Raw genomic sequence first — 15,683 nt, 5'->3', positions numbered from 1 at the left:
AATCGTACGTTTTCTTAATATTTTATAGGCGGGTTGCACAATGCGTAAGGCGTGGACCCGTCTAATACATACTATAATCTTTCATTCATGACAGTGCTGATAGGGTATTCATTTGAAAAAAGACTTTGAGTTTGCTAAATTTAAGTAAATTAAACATTGATGACTACTAGGGGCGCTAACTCGCTGAGATGAATGGAAATTCAAACCCTTTGAACCTGATTTGGATGATGCCAACGTAGGGAAGTAGATGAAATGATGTATCAGGGTGAGAACGAATCATCCGAGTTACCTCTATGTAGTCTATATGTATAAAGTGAGACATGGAGGTAATCAAATGATTCAGAAACCTAAAATCGCATTGACTATTGCAGGGACAGATCCATCTGGTGGAGCGGGTGCAATGGCAGATCTAAAGTCATTTCATGCATGTGGTGTATATGGAATGAGTGCCATCACGAGTATTGTGGCGCAAAATTCCTTAGGTGTGCAGCATATACATAACCTTGAACCTGCATGGTTAGAAGAACAACTCGCAAGTGTATTTAACGATGAACCACCACATGCATTGAAAACAGGGATGATTCCAACACCTGACATGATGATTATTATCGAACGCTATTTAAAGGACTTTGATATTCCATATGTTATTGATCCAGTCATGGTTGCTAAAAGTGGTGATTCACTAATGGCAGAGCAAGTTCGAAAGCAATTAAAAACTACATTGCTACCGTATGCAGATGTTGCAACACCTAATATTCCAGAAGCTGAAGAAATTACAGGTTTTCAATTGGAAACAATGGATCAGATTCATCGAGCAGGCGACTTCTTTATCAATGAGGTAGGGTCTAAAGGTGTTGTCATTAAAGGTGGCCATTTAGAAGGTGATGCAACAGATCATCTTTTTACAAGAGAGGGGCATTTTGTTTTTGAAGGCGAACGTTATCCAACTGAACACACACATGGGACAGGTTGTACATTCTCAGCAGTTATTACTGCAGAGTTAGCGAAAGGGCGTTCCGTCTATGATGCAGTTGCGAAGGCAAAAGCGTTTATTGCTTTAGCTATTAAATATACACCGGAAATAGGACGGGGCAGAGGTCCGGTCAATCATTTTGCTTATCAATCACAGAAGGGATGGGACTAATGAGCGATTATTTATCAGCAGTACGCAAAGAAAGTCCGCTTGTTATATGTTATACCAATGACGTTGTTAAAAACTTTACTGCAAATGGCTTGCTCAGTTTAGGTGCGAGCCCGGCTATGAGTGAAGCCCCTGAAGAAGCGGTAGACTTTTTTAAAGTTGCACAAGCGTTACTCATCAATATCGGTACACTCACACAACAAAGTGGTGAAGATATGTTGAGTATTGCAAAAGAAGCAAATCGCCAAGGTGTACCAATTGTTTTTGATCCTGTGGCAGTGGGTGCTTCCCAATTCAGAAGAAATTTTTGCAGACGTTTTTTAGAAGAGGTTCAAGTAACAGTCATCAAAGGAAATGCTTCTGAAATTTTAGCACTTGTGGATGAATCAACCACAATGAAAGGGACGGACAGCACGCTTGATCAACTGCCTATTGAAGCAGCTAAACAAGCACAACTTAAATACAATGCAGCTATCGTTATGACTGGTGAAACGGATGTGATCATACAAGATGGCCGAGCAATTGCTTTAGGTAATGGGACGCCGTTATTAGCAAAAGTCACTGGTACAGGCTGTTTACTAGGTGCGGTTGTTGCCAGCTTTTTATTGAAAGATACACATCCTTCATTGGAGAAGTTGGCGGAAGCAGTGTCATACTATACAATTTCGGCGGAACGTGCAGAAGTAAAAGCTGGTGCTGATTTGCCAGGGACATTTGCAGTTGCTTTTTTAGATGCATTGAGTCAAACTGCGACAGTCGCTTTTCAACAAGAGATAAAGAAGAGAGAAGTGAAGAATGATGACATTTGATCGTAAGCAATTAAAAGTTTATTTTATTGCAGGTACACAGGATGTAAAAAAAGGCAGTCTTGATCATATCCTTGAAGATGCTTTAAAAGCAGGTATTACGATGTTTCAGTTTCGTGAAAAAGGGCCATCTGCATTGACAGGAGAAGCTAAAAAGCAAAAGGCATTAGACCTTCAGAAGTTATGTCGAGCATATCATGTTCCTTTTATCGTCAATGATGATGTTGCACTCGCTTTAGAAATAGATGCTGATGGCATACATGTCGGACAAGACGATGCAGAAGTTCAAAGTTTTTATGCACAAGCAGAAGATAAAATTATTGGTTTAAGTGTGAGTAACTTTGAAGAGTATGATCAGTCGGATTTGACACATGTCGATTATATTGGTGTAGGTCCTGTATATCGAACGCAATCGAAGAGCGATGCCAAGCAAGCAGGCGGTATCGAAATGATTCGTCGTATGCGTCGTTATGATGAAGAGATTCCAATTGTCGCAATCGGTGGTATTACAGAAGAAAATGTCGCCTCTATTATTAATAATGGGGCAGATGGTATCGCAACGATTTCTTCTATTACTCAGAGCGACAATATTGAAAAATCTGTGTCCTGCTACTTACAATATTTTAAATAAATTGCTGTAAATTATGAGAAATGTTTCCACCTGAATACGTTATATGATAAAATGACACTTATGTGAATAATAGTATAGAGGTGGAAAAATGAAGAATAAAGCGTTACTGGCCATGCTTTTTGGTATCACACTCTTTTTAGCTGGTTGTGATTATAGTAAGCCTGAAAACCGAGATGGTTTCTTTTACAATACATTCGTACAACCAATGGATAGCTTAATTCATTGGTTAGGCCATGAACTAGATAATAACTATGGTCTTGCGATTATCATTATCGTATTAGTTGTACGTATCGTATTATTACCATTGATGTTATCAAACTATAAAAACATGCATATGATGCGTGAAAAAATGAAAATTGCAAAACCTGATATTACAGCAGTGCAAGAAAAAGTTAAACGTGCACGTACGCAAGAAGACAAACTTGCGGCTAACCAAGAAATGATGACAGTGTACAAAAAATATGGTATGAATCCAATGTCAAGTATGATTGGTTGTTTACCATTAATCATTCAAATGCCAATCATCATGGGTCTTTATTTCGTATTAAGATACCCAACAGGTGGCGGCATTACGAAATACTCTGATTTCATGTGGTTCCAACTAGATAAACCAGATATTTGGATAACACTCATCGCTGGTATTCTTTACTTTTTACAAGCGTATGTATCTTTATCAAATATGCCTGCGGAACAAAAACAAATGGGTTATATGATGATGATTATTTCACCAATTATGATCATCTGGATTTCATACACGTCAGCTGCCGCATTAGGTTTATACTGGTCTGTGTCCGCTGCATTCCTTGTTGTTCAAACATATTTTGCGAACGTGGTTTATAGCAAAAAAGCAAAAGAAGAAGTGGCACCATTGATTAAAAAGATGGAAGCGGAGAAAAAACAAAACAACAAGACAGGTAAAAATACACAAGTTGTATCTAAAAAGAAGAAAAAGAAATAATTCAATCATAAAATACGCCCGTTTCAATAGCGATATATAAGCTATGTGAAACGGGCGTATTTCTATGTTCATTCCCATTCATCAAAGAATTGATTAAGAAACTGTTCAAGAAATTGATGACGTTGTGCTGCTATTTCTTGTGCTTCTGGTGTATTCATCAAAGTTTTTAATAACAATAACTTTTCGTAAAAATGTTTGATGGCAGAAGGTGACAATTGCTCGAGTTGAACACTTTGATTGTTGAGTTCTTGTTGCGTCGCTTCACCTGTCCACATCGGTTCTTTGAAGTGGCCGGCAAATTGGAATGTACGTGCAATACCGATAGCGCCAAGCGCATCTAGACGGTCAGCATCTTGTACGATTTGGGCTTCAATGGTTTTGAGTTTACCTACTTGCTCTGACTGACGAAAACTCATATTTTTGATGATATAGCGAATTGCGTCTTGATCCGTGCTTTTTACGTTAAGGTTATTTAAAAATGTATCGAGATTACGATAGGCTGCTTCTGGATTAACGAGTTTATCATCTACTGTGTCATGTAATAAAGCAGCCATTTCTATAACGTAATGGTTGGCGTTTGGATAGGAGCCTGCAATTGTGTGTGCCAGTTTATGAACACGTTTGACATGTGCAACATCATGACCGGTTGTATCTTGTGCATGTATCTCGTTCATATAATCAAATGCCGCTTGAATATGTGTCTTCATGCTTCAACCTCTCATTTTCATTATAATATCGGTGATAATAGTTGGCTGATTGCCTCTTTGAACTTAATCCCAAGCCCCCGACTATGATAGCGTTCTTTTGTCAACTCTGACGAAACTTCTAAGTCTTTTTCAAAGCTTTCTCGTACTTGTTTGGCAACTTCTTCATTATAAATAAAGGCGTTCACTTCGAAATTTAAAGAAAAACTACGATTATCCATGTTTGTTGTACCAATGCTTGTAATTTCATCGTCAATAGTCATCGTCTTTGCATGTAAAAAGCCATTATCATAATGATAAACACGTGCACCTGCTTCTAAAAGGCTCGCAACGTTTTTATATGTCGCCCAATAGACAAATGGATGATCGGGTTTGTTTGGAATCATAATGTTCACATCGACGCCACCAAGTGCTGCGATTTTTAAAGCATCCATAAACGAACTATCAGGTATGAAATAGGGGGTTTGAATGTAAATCGACTTTTGCGCCATAGAAATCATTTTAAGATAGCCATATTTAATTTGTTCCCATGATTCATCTGGTCCACTTGAGGCAATTTGAATACCTGTGTTGTGCTCCACATTGACATGATTTTCTGGAAAGTATTTTGGGTCATATTGAATATTATGGCGGTGAGACTGTGAATTCCAGTCTAAAATAAAGCGTAATTGCAGGGCGTTGACGCCTTCTCCTTCTAACCGTATATGCGTGTCACGCCAATAACCAAATTTTTTGGAAAGACCTAAATATTCTTTTCCAACATTGAAACCACCAACATAGCCGATTGTGCCGTCAATCACGACGATTTTACGATGATTTCGATTATTCATACGCAAGTTGATTAAAGGCAACTTCGAAGGAAAGAAAGCTTCCACTTGCCCACCTTTTTGGCGAAACTCTTTGAAATGACGTAATTTTAACGTACGAGATCCGATGTCATCGTAGAGCATTTTAACTTCTAGACCTTGTTCAAGTTTCTCTTCTAGTAAAGATAAAATTTCTTTTCCAAGAAGGTCTTTTCGGAAAATATAATATTGAATATGGATATATTTTTTTGCTTGACGAATATCTTCTTTAAGACGATTGAACTTGTCATACCCATCAGTGAATAGTTCAATCTGATTATCATTTGTGTAGAAGGCGGCATTATTGTACAGCAACATTTGAATCATATGATTGTAATATTGCATGTGTGGGTTACTTGGATCAAAATTGCCAGCTTTTAGTGCTTCTAATTGTTCGTTAACACGACGCTCTAAACCAACTTTGTCCTTTTCATCTATTTCAAATAATGACTTACGCTGTATTTGTCGCCCGAAGAGTAAATATAAAACGAATCCTAAGATCGGGAAGAGCCCCAATACGAGCAACCATGCCCAGATAGCTTCAGCACTGCGTCGTTCCATGAAAATAATGGTGAATACAAAAGTCAAATTCAGGAAGAATAGACCAATCAAAATGATGTTGACGATTGCATTTCCATTTGCAAATAATGAAATAAGTAATTCGCCCATATGTTTCTCCTTTAATAATATGTTTTTCATATTGTAGCATTTTTTTCAATGAATTTATATTGAAATCTTTCTTATTGACACATACCTACGTAGGGTATATTATAGAGTTGTAAAATAAATCACAATGAATCGAGGGAGACGCGATGACAGAACATGCAAATCATTCTGACGTGACGAAACGCAATTTACAATCTCGTTTAAATCGCATTGAAGGACAAGTACGAGCAATTAATCGTATGATTGAAGAAGACGTCTATTGCGATGATGTTCTGACTCAAATCCGTGCAACACGTTCTGCGCTGAATGGTGTGGCATCCAAGTTGTTAGAACACCATATGAAAGGATGTATCATGCACAAAGTAGAAGGTGGCAATGAACATGAAGCGATGGATGAACTACTCGTGACCTTCCAAAAGTTGATGAAAGACTAGGAGGTGAACATACGTGCATAGTAAAGTATGGCTATCTGGTCTCTCGAGTGAGGAACAGAAGAAACAGCTTGAGTCGAGACTGAGCAATATGATTGGTGTTGAAGCGGTAGAAGTGAATACCGAATCACAAATGGTGACACTGACGTATGAAACACCAGCTAACTTGAATACGTTGGAAAAAGAAATTTATGATGCAGGTTATCCTGTCATCAATTCATATAAAGGAGAGCGTTAATTATGGCAAAACATACAATTGCAGTAGAAGGTATGAGTTGTGATCATTGTAAAAAAGCAGTTGAAACAGCAGTTCAGGAAAATAAAGATGTTGTATCAGTTGTGGCAACACCAGCTGAAGACATTGTAGATGTAGAATTATCAAATGATGCGGCGCTAGAAGATGTGAAGCAACGTATCTATGATATTGGTTATGACGTTAAATAATATCATATAGAGTGGGAGATTCATTTTGTTATATAGTAGTAGATGATCCCGCTCTTTATTTGAAAATAAAATATACCCCATATAGGTATTGGAGTGGGAATTATGACAAAAGAGACATTTAAAATTTCAGGGATGGATTGTGCGGCTTGTGCTACCCGTATAGAACGCACATTGAATCGTGAAGCAGGAATTGAATCCGCTAATGTGAACCTTGTAATGGAAAAAGGGACAGTTCAATACGATCCATCTCAAATTAGTCAAAAAGAAATATTTGAACGCATAGAAAAAATTGGCTTTCAAGCGCATCCGATAGAAACACAACAACAGACACGAGAACGTAAACAACGTGAATTGAAACATCAAAAGAATAAATTTATTATTTCTCTTATTTTATCATTACCATTGCTGTATACGATGTTTGCACATTTCTCATTTTTAAGCTTTGTACCTGTACCAGACTTATTGATGAATCCATGGTTTCAATTAATACTCGCAACGCCAGTTCAATTTGTTTTAGGTTGGCAATTTTACGTAGGTGCATACCAATCACTAACGAATAAAAGTGCAAATATGGATGTACTCGTTGCGATGGGAACATCGGCTGCGTATTTTTACAGTATTTATTTGATGTTCACACATTCACATGGCGCAGGTCATGTCCCGCTATACTTTGAAACGAGTGCGGTTTTAATTACGCTTATTCTTTTAGGGAAATATTTTGAAAAGCGTGCAAAAGGACATGCGAGTGATGCCATTGAGAAGTTAGCAGCATTACAAGTTAAAGATGCAGAAGTAGAACGTGATGGACAAATACAACGCATGTCTATTGAAGAGATACAAGTCGGTGACGTTGTTCGTGTCCGCAGTGGTGAACAAATTCCACTCGACGGTACAATTGTAGAAGGTTGGTCAACGGTTGATGAATCGATGCTGACAGGAGAAAGTATTCCAATTGACAAAGTTGTAGGCGATTCGGTTATTGGGAGTACATTAAATCAACAAAACTTTATAAAAGTTCGTGTGACACATACTGGTGAAGATCTCGTATTAAATCAAATCATACAAGTCGTTGAAGAAGCACAAGGAGATAAGCCGCAAATTCAACGGTTGGCGGATAAAGTATCAAATATTTTTGTTCCGACAGTTATTGCCATTGCATTTGTAGCATTTTTAATTTGGTATTTTATCCTTACACCATTCGAGTTATCTCAAGCACTCGAAATCTTTATTGCGGTTATCGTAATCGCATGTCCTTGCGCATTAGGACTTGCTACACCAACATCTATTATGGTTGGTTCTGGACGGGCCGCAGAAGCAGGTATTCTGTTTAAAACAGCTGAGTCATTAGAACAAACACATCATATCAATACAATCGTATTTGATAAAACAGGAACTTTAACAGTTGGACAGCCAAAAGTCATTGCTGAACATCGTCTCATAGATGATGCTGTGATTGGACGTTACATCAAAAGTTTAGAAGCACAATCTGAACATCCATTGTCTAAAGCAGTCGTTGATTATTATAAAGATGAAATGATATTGCCGGTTGAAGCGTATAAAACACATACAGGCAGTGGGATTTCTGGTTATATTGACAATCATCATATTGTCGTAGGTGCGATCCCTTTTATTACACAATATGCAACGATTGAAGCAGATGTCCAACGACAAGTGGAGACACTCCAAACATCCGGTGCGACAGTGATTGCAATGACTGTCGATGATCAAGTAGGATTAGTACTCGGTATTCGTGATGAACCAAAACAAGAAGCGAAAGAAGTGCTAGCAGCATTAAAGTCACATTATGAATTGATTATGTTGAGTGGTGATAGCGAAACAACTGCGCGTGCGATTGGTCGTGAGTTAGGTGTGAACAATGTGATTGCAGGTGTCAAACCAGATGAAAAAGCTCAAGTCGTCTCTGACTTACAACAGAAAGATCATCAAGTCATGATGGTCGGTGACGGTGTCAACGATGCACCAGCACTGATGAAGAGTGATATCGGTGTGGCGATGGGCTCAGGCTCTGATATCGCATTGGAATCAGCAGATATTGCACTTGTAAAAGGGAATTTGAAACATATTCCAGAAAGTTTAAAATTAAGCCACTTAACTATTCGTAATATTAAACAGAATTTATTCTTCGCATTTTGTTACAATATGATCGGTATTCCCTTTGCAGCAATGGGATTTTTAGCACCTTGGATTGCCGGAACTGCGATGGCATTTAGTTCTGTATCAGTTGTATTAAACGCACTGAGATTGAAACATATCGCAAAATAAAAGTGACGTATTTCAAATTTTTATAGTCACTGTCATCAATTTAATGTAAGATAGGAGTAGTAGGTTGACAAACTGGGGTGATAATATGGCAAAGCCAAATGACAAGTTTTACAATGTGGTGAAAATGTTATCATCAATTGGGGTTACTGTGAAAAAGACAAAATCACGATTGGATATCATGCGATCACTACCGAAACCAACCACTGCACCAGAAAAACTTAAGTAATCAATCATTTCATAGAAATAACGAAAACCACTTTATCATCTAAACTCAGATGGTAAAGTGGTTTTTTAAGTTATCTTGTTGTGCGAGATTGTGTTTTACTTGCATCATACTTTTTCGGAGTATGGTAGTAAATACTGAGTATAACACCAACACCTGCCATAAGACTCCATAAAGAACTTCCTCCATAACTAATGAAAGGGAGTGGAATCCCAGTAATCGGCAATAGTTGGATCGTCATACCGATATTTTGTACAATATGGAACAGCAAAAGGCTGGCATATCCCATAATAAATGCTTTGCTAAACAGGTCGTCTGATGTGACAGCAAGGCGAATCAGATGAAGCAATAGGAGTAGGAAAACACCTAACACAATGACTGCCCCTACAAAACCGAGCTCTTCACCGATGACAGAAAAAATAAAGTCGGTATGGTTTTCAGGAATATAAACTTCGCCATTGTTCAATCCTTTACCGATAAGTTGACCCGATCCGATAGCTTTCATTGATTCTGTTAAATGAAAACCATCTCCCGTACTATATGAATAAGGATCGAGCCATGAATTGATACGACCGAGTTGGTATGTTTTAATGCCTGATACGTTCTCTATAAAGCTTGGATTGTAAATAATAGATAAAATAATACTACTTCCTAAAAGAATGGCTGAACCGAACAGGGGAGCCAAAATTTTCCATGTCACACCGCTAACGATGACGATCCCCGCAATGATAGCGAGAAAGACAAGTGTAGTTCCAAGGTCATTTTGTAATAAAATAAGCGCCATTGGCAAGATAGTGACAGCAAATATTTTAAGTAATAACATCAAATCTGTTTCGAGTGATTTATTGAATGTAAAACGATTGTGTTGTGCGACAACCTTTGCAACGGATAAAATCAGGACAATCTTCATAAATTCTGATGGCTGGACACTAATTGGACCAACGTGATACCAACTTTTTGCTCCGTTAATAATCGGTGTGAAGCTTGATTCTGGAAGGACAATCAAACCAATTAGTAATAGGATAAAAAAGGCATATACGACATTGACGTATTTCAAAATCTTTTTCGGTGAGACAATCATGATTGAAAATGCAATGATAGCACCGAGTATGTAATAGAAAATCTGTCTGACTCCGAAGTCCATACTGTATTGACCGCCACCCATTGCCGAGTGAATGGTTGTGACACTAATGATGCAGAGTGTGAAAATTAACCCGATCAATTGCCAGTCTAAACGTCGAAAGAATGACTTTTGAGTTTGTTGACGTGAAGAAGCCATAGCCATCTCCTTTGTACTAAAAATTTCTTTAGCTTATATTATATAACGATTTTACATAACATGTAATAAAATTGCTAATATTGTACAAAAATAAATGCATAATAAAGAGCGTGCGTGGTAATATGGGTTTGTAGAATTTATTTTGGAGGCTAAACTATGTCAAAAGAATCTTTATGTATTATTTATGGTGGGAAAAGTGCCGAACATGATGTCTCAATATTAACAGCTCAGAATGTATTAAATGCAATTGATAAATCAAAATACCAAATAGACATTATTTATATTACCAATGAAGGACAATGGAAAAAACAAGAAAATATCAATGAAGAAATAACAGATATTCAAATGCTACACTTAGAAGATGTTGAAGAAGGACAGATTTCTGTTATGTTGACATCATCGAGTCAAGGTGGCCGTTATGATGCGGTCTTCCCATTATTACATGGACCTAATGGTGAAGATGGCACGATTCAAGGGCTTTTTGAAGTACTTGATATTCCGTATGTTGGAAACGGTGTGTTGTCAGCAGCAAGTTCAATGGATAAGCTTGTGATGAAACAATTATTCGCACATAGAGGATTGCCTCAATTACCGTATGTCAGCTTTCTACGTAGTGAATATGAAAAATATCAAGACAATATTTTAAAACTTGTACATGATAAGTTGGAATTCCCAGTTTTCGTAAAACCAGCAAACTTAGGTTCAAGTGTTGGTATCAGCAAATGTGAAGATGAAGCGGCACTCATTCGTGGGATTGAAGAAGCATTTCAATTCGACCGTAAATTGGTGATCGAGCAAGGTGTGAATGCACGTGAAATTGAAGTAGCGGTACTTGGCAATGACTATCCAGAAACAACATGGCCAGGTGAAGTGATCAAAGACGTATCATTCTATGATTACAAAGCGAAATACAAAGATGGTAAAGTACAATTGAGCATTCCGGCTGACTTAGATAAGGAGCTACAAATGACGCTTCGTGATATGGCCGTAGAAGCATTCAAAGCAACAGATTGTTCAGGTTTAGTACGTGCTGACTTCTTCGTGACTGAAGACAATCAAGTATATATTAATGAAACAAATGCGATGCCAGGCTTTACAGCATATAGTATGTTCCCTAAGTTATGGGAAAACATGGGCGTATCTTATTCAGGATTAATTACGAAGCTGATCGAATTGGCAAAAGAACGCTATGCAGATAAACACTTGAATAAATATCGAATTGACGACTAGAGGTTTTAGTGATGATAAATATCAGCTTAAGACAATTAGCAGAATGGGTAGTATGTGAGATAGATGAACGTTATTTAGATGTGGAGATCAAAGGTGTGACGATTGATTCACGCCACATTGAACAGGGACAATTATTCATTCCGTTCAATGGGGAACGTGTAGATGGGCATCGCTTTAGTGAACAAGCGCTACAAGATGGTGCAGCTGCGACATTTTATGATCGACACAGTGAGGTGACTGCGCCAACTGAAGGGCCTGTCATCTATGTAGAAGATACATTACTGGCGCTACAACAATTGGCAGCAGCTTACTTACGCGAAGTGAATCCGACTGTGATTGCGGTGACAGGTTCAAACGGTAAAACAACAACTAAAGATATGTTAGAGAATGTGTTGTCTGCCAACTATAAGGTGAAAAAGACACAAGGCAATTATAACAATGAGATTGGCATGCCATTGACGATTCTTGCGTTATCTCCAGATACAGAAGTTTCTATTTTGGAAATGGGGATGTCAGGTTTTGGTGAAATTGAATTGTTATCAACGATTGCACAACCTGATTATGCAATCATTACGAATATCGGTGAATCGCATATGCAAGACCTTGGTTCAAGAGCAGGCATTGCAAAGGCGAAGTTTGAAGTTATTTCTGGTTTGAAGCCATCTGGAACGTTATTTTATGATGGTGATGAACCATTACTCACTGAATTAGTACAACAAGCAGACGGTTTGAATGCGATTGCTGTTGGGTCGAATATAACACACGATGTGCAGTGTGAGGTTGTTGCACATGATGCATCAGGAATTTCGTTTACATTGAATGGAAACGAAACGTATACACTTCCAGTACTCGGTGCACATAATATGAAAAATGCTGCGTATGCGATAAGTGTAGCAAAACAAATCGGTGTAACCGCTGACGTTATTCAACAGCAATTAAAAGGCTTATCACTCACTGGTATGCGCATGCAAAAGTTTACAGCGTCAAATGGTGCCGTCATTATTAATGATGCATATAATGCGAGTCCTACAAGTATGAAAGCAGCCATTGATACAGTGGTGGAATTAGCAGGACGAAAGATACTCGTATTCGGAGATGTATTGGAACTTGGGTCACAGTCTGCAGAATTGCACGCTGAAGTAGGTGCGTATCTAAAAGGCAAGTCTATTGATACATTATTTACGTATGGTGACGAGTCTAAAGCCATTTGTGAAACGGGATGTGAGTATGTACAGCAAGCGCAACATTTCGACTCAAAAACAGAATTGATTGACACGCTTTCAAAAATGTTAGAAGCGAACGATACAGTGCTTGTAAAAGGGTCTCGTGGCATGAAACTTGAAGAAGTTGTTGATGCGCTAATCACAGTATCTTAAATAATATTATTACGTGTCTTATTAAGGGAGAACTCCTTTGCTAAGGCACTTTTTTGTACACAAATGAACCATTTTGTTGCTTGACAAGTTGACTGACTTATTTCCATTTATTGCGATATTAGTAGTTAGGTGGTAATATGTAGAAGTTAGATTAAAAATATTTGACATACTTATTATGAGAATTTCGATATAAAAAGGAGAATTACTTTGCAAAAATTTACAGAATTAGGTGTTTCAGAACGTACAGCTGAAACCCTTGAGGCAATGGGATTTACTGAGCCGACCCCCATCCAAAAAGACAGTATTCCATATGCACTCGAAAATATTGACATATTGGGACAAGCGCAAACAGGGACAGGAAAAACAGGCGCATTTGGGATCCCACTTATTGAAAAAGTTAAGGGACAGGAAGGTGTTCGTGCCCTTATCTTAGCACCGACACGTGAGCTTGCAATGCAAGTAGCTGAGCAGTTACGCGAATTTAGTCGTGGTCAAAAAGTTCAAGTTGTGACAGTATTCGGTGGTATGCCGATCGATCGTCAAATCAAATCATTAAAACGTGGCCCACAAATCGTCGTTGGTACACCGGGACGTGTGATTGATCATTTGAACCGTCGCACATTGAAACCACAACAAATTGAAACATTAATCTTGGATGAAGCGGATGAAATGATGAACATGGGCTTCATCGATGACATGCGTTATATTATGGATAAATTGCCTTCAGAAAATCGTCAAACGATGCTTTTCTCAGCGACAATGCCAAAAGCAATTCAAGAACTTGTTCAGAAGTTCATGAAGTCACCTAAGATTATTAAAACGATGAATAACGAAATCTCTGATCCACAAATTGATGAATACTACACAATTGTGAAAGAATTAGAGAAGTTCGATACATTTACAAACTTCTTAGATGTACACCAACCTGAACTTGCAATCGTATTCGGACGTACGAAACGTCGTGTTGACGAGTTGACAAGTGCATTGTTATCAAAAGGTTACAAAGCAGAAGGACTTCACGGTGACATTACACAGGCGAAACGTTTAGAAGTATTGAAGAAGTTCAAAAATGATCAAATCGACATTCTTGTTGCAACTGATGTTGCGGCACGTGGTTTAGACATTTCAGGTGTGAGCCATGTATACAACTTCGATATTCCACAAGATACGGAAAGCTATACACACCGAATTGGTCGTACAGGTCGTGCGGGGAAACATGGTATTGCGGTAACATTTGTAAACCCAATCGAGATGGATTACATTCGTCAAATCGAACAAACAAACAAACGTCAAATGCGTGCGTTACGTCCACCTCATCGCAAAGAAGTATTACAAGCGCGTGAGGATGACATTAAGAACAAGGTAGAAAAATGGATGGCTGCCGATAAAGAACCACGCGTTGAAAAGATTGCGAAGTCATTACTTGAGACGTACGAGGCTTCAGACTTAGTAACAGCACTTTTACAAGAATTGGTAGAGTCAAACGACGAAGTAGAAGTACAATTAACATTTGAAAAACCACTTGCACGTAAAACACGTGGACCAAAAGGTGGTAACCGTAAGAGCTCAAATAATAAACGTCACGGTAAAAACAACCGTAATCACAAACAAGGTAGCTTCAACAAAAAAGGCAACTTTAGAAATAAACGTGATAACAAAGTGAAAAAAGGACGTACATTTGCGGATCATCAGAAATAATTATTAAAAAGAGTTAAAGAGATTATTTCTAACTCTAATATAAATCACCCAATCCTTATGAATCATCATTTTGGATTGGGTGATTTTATGTTTCTTTACCTTCAAGTGAGTTGCTTTAACTATTGTTTATTTAGCTATATATAAGATAGTTAAAAATATTCCCTTTATGCTATCATAAAAAATAAAAGGGGCGTTCAAATGAATTATAATTTATACAATCAACCGATAGGGGATGCAGTTCATTCTTTTCATCAACCTGAGAAACCCGACATTGAAATACTTGAAGGTAAATATAGTAAATTGGAACATTTGAGCACTTGCCACTTAGACGATCTATTCGAATTGTTATGTGACTCAAATAATGATTTAAGTTGGACTTACTTACCAAACGATCCCATACACGATAAAGAAGCATTTAGTACATTGATTCATCACTATATTCATTCGGAAGATCCGTATTTCTTTGCGATAGTTGATAAAACGACTAATAAAGCTTTAGGTATGATGTCATTACTTCGTATTAATACGAAAGCTTCAACGATTGAAGTAGGACATATTCATTACTCGCCTTTGTTAAAAAGAACACGCATTGCGACTGAAGTTCAGTATTTACTCGCTAAGTATGTGTTTGAATCATTAAGGTATAGACGTTATGAATGGAAATGTGATAGTTTAAACGCTCCTTCTAAACGAGCAGCTAAAAGATTAGGTTTTACATATGAAGGTACATTTCGACAAGCATTAGTATATAAAGGTAGAAATAGAGATACAGATTGGTTCTCTATCATAGATAAAGAATGGCCGGATATTAAGCAAAAATATGAGTGCTGGTTAGATGAGAGAAATTTCAAGCGTGATGGTACACAAATTCATAAACTTTCTATTCGTTCTCACGTATAAATATAAACCTTACTTTTTGATGAATGATGAGTTTTAGTTGAGTAATAATTGAAATATATGTTATTTGA

General features: G+C 37.7%; 16 protein-coding genes and 1 riboswitch. Of the genes, 13 read left to right on the top strand and 3 right to left on the bottom strand.

All coding sequences use genetic code 11. The features are described 5' to 3' along the window. Positions 1 to 158: 158 nt before the first annotated feature. Positions 159 to 259: riboswitch (TPP riboswitch) on the top strand. A gap of 78 nt (positions 260 to 337) precedes the next feature. The 4 genes from thiD to yidC all read left to right on the top strand — a co-directional run bounded on the left by thiD (position 338) and on the right by yidC (position 3,536). Then, on the top strand, positions 338 to 1,144 hold the full coding sequence (gene thiD / locus C7J88_RS04755; RefSeq protein WP_095118148.1) for a bifunctional hydroxymethylpyrimidine kinase/phosphomethylpyrimidine kinase: 807 nt from the start codon (positions 338 to 340) through the stop codon (positions 1,142 to 1,144). Then, positions 1,144 to 1,950: a hydroxyethylthiazole kinase gene (gene thiM, locus C7J88_RS04750; protein ID WP_095117500.1), complete on the top strand. Its 807-nt coding sequence runs from the start codon at positions 1,144 to 1,146 to the stop codon at positions 1,948 to 1,950. Before thiD ends, thiM begins: the two co-directional genes overlap by 1 nt. Continuing rightward, positions 1,940 to 2,578 carry a thiamine phosphate synthase gene (gene thiE, locus C7J88_RS04745; protein WP_095118147.1) on the top strand — a complete coding sequence of 213 codons (639 nt, stop codon included), beginning with the start codon at positions 1,940 to 1,942 and terminating at the stop codon, positions 2,576 to 2,578. The genes thiM and thiE overlap by 11 nt, the downstream gene beginning before the upstream one ends. 88 nt (positions 2,579 to 2,666) lie before the next feature. Further along, the gene (gene yidC / locus C7J88_RS04740) at positions 2,667 to 3,536 is read left to right on the top strand and encodes a membrane protein insertase YidC (RefSeq protein ID WP_095117499.1); all 870 of its coding nucleotides are present in this window, start codon (positions 2,667 to 2,669) and stop codon (positions 3,534 to 3,536) included. Between the two features lie 68 nt (positions 3,537 to 3,604). Here the strand turns inward: yidC and C7J88_RS04735 are convergent, their stop codons facing one another. Together C7J88_RS04735 and cls are read right to left on the bottom strand one after the other, a co-directional pair. Then, on the bottom strand, positions 3,605 to 4,243 hold the full coding sequence (locus C7J88_RS04735; protein WP_095117498.1) for an HD domain-containing protein: 639 nt from the start codon (positions 4,241 to 4,243) through the stop codon (positions 3,605 to 3,607). Between the two features lie 20 nt (positions 4,244 to 4,263). Beyond that, the gene (gene cls, locus C7J88_RS04730; protein WP_095117497.1) at positions 4,264 to 5,754 is read right to left on the bottom strand and encodes a cardiolipin synthase; all 1,491 of its coding nucleotides are present in this window, start codon (positions 5,752 to 5,754) and stop codon (positions 4,264 to 4,266) included. 143 nt (positions 5,755 to 5,897) lie between these two features. Here cls and csoR point away from each other — a divergent pair, with 143 nt between their 5' ends. The 5 genes from csoR to C7J88_RS10420 all read left to right on the top strand — a co-directional run bounded on the left by csoR (position 5,898) and on the right by C7J88_RS10420 (position 9,135). Further along, positions 5,898 to 6,185: a copper-sensing transcriptional repressor CsoR gene (gene csoR, locus C7J88_RS04725; RefSeq protein ID WP_095117496.1), complete on the top strand. Its 288-nt coding sequence runs from the start codon at positions 5,898 to 5,900 to the stop codon at positions 6,183 to 6,185. A 13-nt stretch (positions 6,186 to 6,198) separates the two neighbouring features. Further along, positions 6,199 to 6,420 (top strand): putative copper chaperone CsoZ, encoded by a 222-nt coding sequence (gene csoZ, locus C7J88_RS04720; protein WP_095117495.1) that lies wholly within the window; start codon positions 6,199 to 6,201, stop codon positions 6,418 to 6,420. 2 nt (positions 6,421 to 6,422) lie between these two features. Beyond that, entirely contained in the window at positions 6,423 to 6,626 is a 204-nt protein-coding gene (locus tag C7J88_RS04715) for a cation transporter (protein WP_095117494.1), read from the top strand. A 99-nt stretch (positions 6,627 to 6,725) separates the two neighbouring features. Continuing rightward, entirely contained in the window at positions 6,726 to 8,909 is a 2,184-nt protein-coding gene (locus C7J88_RS04710; protein ID WP_095118146.1) for a heavy metal translocating P-type ATPase, read from the top strand. Positions 8,910 to 8,994: 85 nt separating this feature from the next. Then, a complete protein-coding gene (locus C7J88_RS10420) occupies positions 8,995 to 9,135 on the top strand; it encodes an Lmo0850 family protein (RefSeq protein WP_095118145.1) in 141 nt (46 codons plus the stop codon). A gap of 70 nt (positions 9,136 to 9,205) precedes the next feature. On the opposite strand, the gene C7J88_RS04705 is transcribed toward C7J88_RS10420, so the two are convergent. Further along, complete coding sequence (locus C7J88_RS04705; protein ID WP_095117493.1) at positions 9,206 to 10,411, bottom strand: FtsW/RodA/SpoVE family cell cycle protein; 1,206 nt, start codon at positions 10,409 to 10,411, stop codon at positions 9,206 to 9,208. A 156-nt stretch (positions 10,412 to 10,567) separates the two neighbouring features. On the opposite strand from C7J88_RS04705, the gene C7J88_RS04700 reads away from it, so the two are divergent. The 4 genes from C7J88_RS04700 to C7J88_RS04685 all read left to right on the top strand — a co-directional run bounded on the left by C7J88_RS04700 (position 10,568) and on the right by C7J88_RS04685 (position 15,615). After that, the gene (locus tag C7J88_RS04700; RefSeq protein ID WP_095117492.1) at positions 10,568 to 11,641 is read left to right on the top strand and encodes a D-alanine--D-alanine ligase; all 1,074 of its coding nucleotides are present in this window, start codon (positions 10,568 to 10,570) and stop codon (positions 11,639 to 11,641) included. An 11-nt stretch (positions 11,642 to 11,652) separates the two neighbouring features. Next, positions 11,653 to 13,017, top strand: a complete 1,365-nt coding sequence (locus tag C7J88_RS04695) for a UDP-N-acetylmuramoyl-tripeptide--D-alanyl-D-alanine ligase (RefSeq protein WP_095117491.1) — start codon at positions 11,653 to 11,655, stop codon at positions 13,015 to 13,017. Between the two features lie 207 nt (positions 13,018 to 13,224). Further along, entirely contained in the window at positions 13,225 to 14,715 is a 1,491-nt protein-coding gene (cshA, locus tag C7J88_RS04690) for a degradosome RNA helicase CshA (protein WP_095117490.1), read from the top strand. A gap of 198 nt (positions 14,716 to 14,913) precedes the next feature. Further along, positions 14,914 to 15,615: a GNAT family N-acetyltransferase gene (locus C7J88_RS04685; RefSeq protein WP_095117489.1), complete on the top strand. Its 702-nt coding sequence runs from the start codon at positions 14,914 to 14,916 to the stop codon at positions 15,613 to 15,615. Positions 15,616 to 15,683: the final 68 nt, after the last annotated feature.

Origin of the sequence: Staphylococcus muscae, from assembly GCF_003019275.1 — a bacterium.
In the GTDB taxonomy this organism is placed as follows: Bacteria; Bacillota; Bacilli; order Staphylococcales; family Staphylococcaceae; genus Staphylococcus; species Staphylococcus muscae.
This window is presented reverse-complemented; position numbering and strand designations above follow the sequence as displayed.

Coding starts and splice junctions, on each gene's coding strand:
- cls (WP_095117497.1), bottom strand. CDS start 5,754: ATGGGCGAATTACTTATTTCATTATTTGCAAATGGAAATGCAATCGTC.
- C7J88_RS04700 (WP_095117492.1), top strand. CDS start 10,568: ATGTCAAAAGAATCTTTATGTATTATTTATGGTGGGAAAAGTGCCGAA.
- C7J88_RS04705 (WP_095117493.1), bottom strand. CDS start 10,411: ATGGCTTCTTCACGTCAACAAACTCAAAAGTCATTCTTTCGACGTTTA.
- thiM (WP_095117500.1), top strand. CDS start 1,144: ATGAGCGATTATTTATCAGCAGTACGCAAAGAAAGTCCGCTTGTTATA.
- thiE (WP_095118147.1), top strand. CDS start 1,940: ATGACATTTGATCGTAAGCAATTAAAAGTTTATTTTATTGCAGGTACA.
- C7J88_RS04695 (WP_095117491.1), top strand. CDS start 11,653: ATGATAAATATCAGCTTAAGACAATTAGCAGAATGGGTAGTATGTGAG.
- C7J88_RS10420 (WP_095118145.1), top strand. CDS start 8,995: ATGGCAAAGCCAAATGACAAGTTTTACAATGTGGTGAAAATGTTATCA.
- csoR (WP_095117496.1), top strand. CDS start 5,898: ATGACAGAACATGCAAATCATTCTGACGTGACGAAACGCAATTTACAA.
- C7J88_RS04685 (WP_095117489.1), top strand. CDS start 14,914: ATGAATTATAATTTATACAATCAACCGATAGGGGATGCAGTTCATTCT.
- C7J88_RS04735 (WP_095117498.1), bottom strand. CDS start 4,243: ATGAAGACACATATTCAAGCGGCATTTGATTATATGAACGAGATACAT.
- yidC (WP_095117499.1), top strand. CDS start 2,667: ATGAAGAATAAAGCGTTACTGGCCATGCTTTTTGGTATCACACTCTTT.
- C7J88_RS04715 (WP_095117494.1), top strand. CDS start 6,423: ATGGCAAAACATACAATTGCAGTAGAAGGTATGAGTTGTGATCATTGT.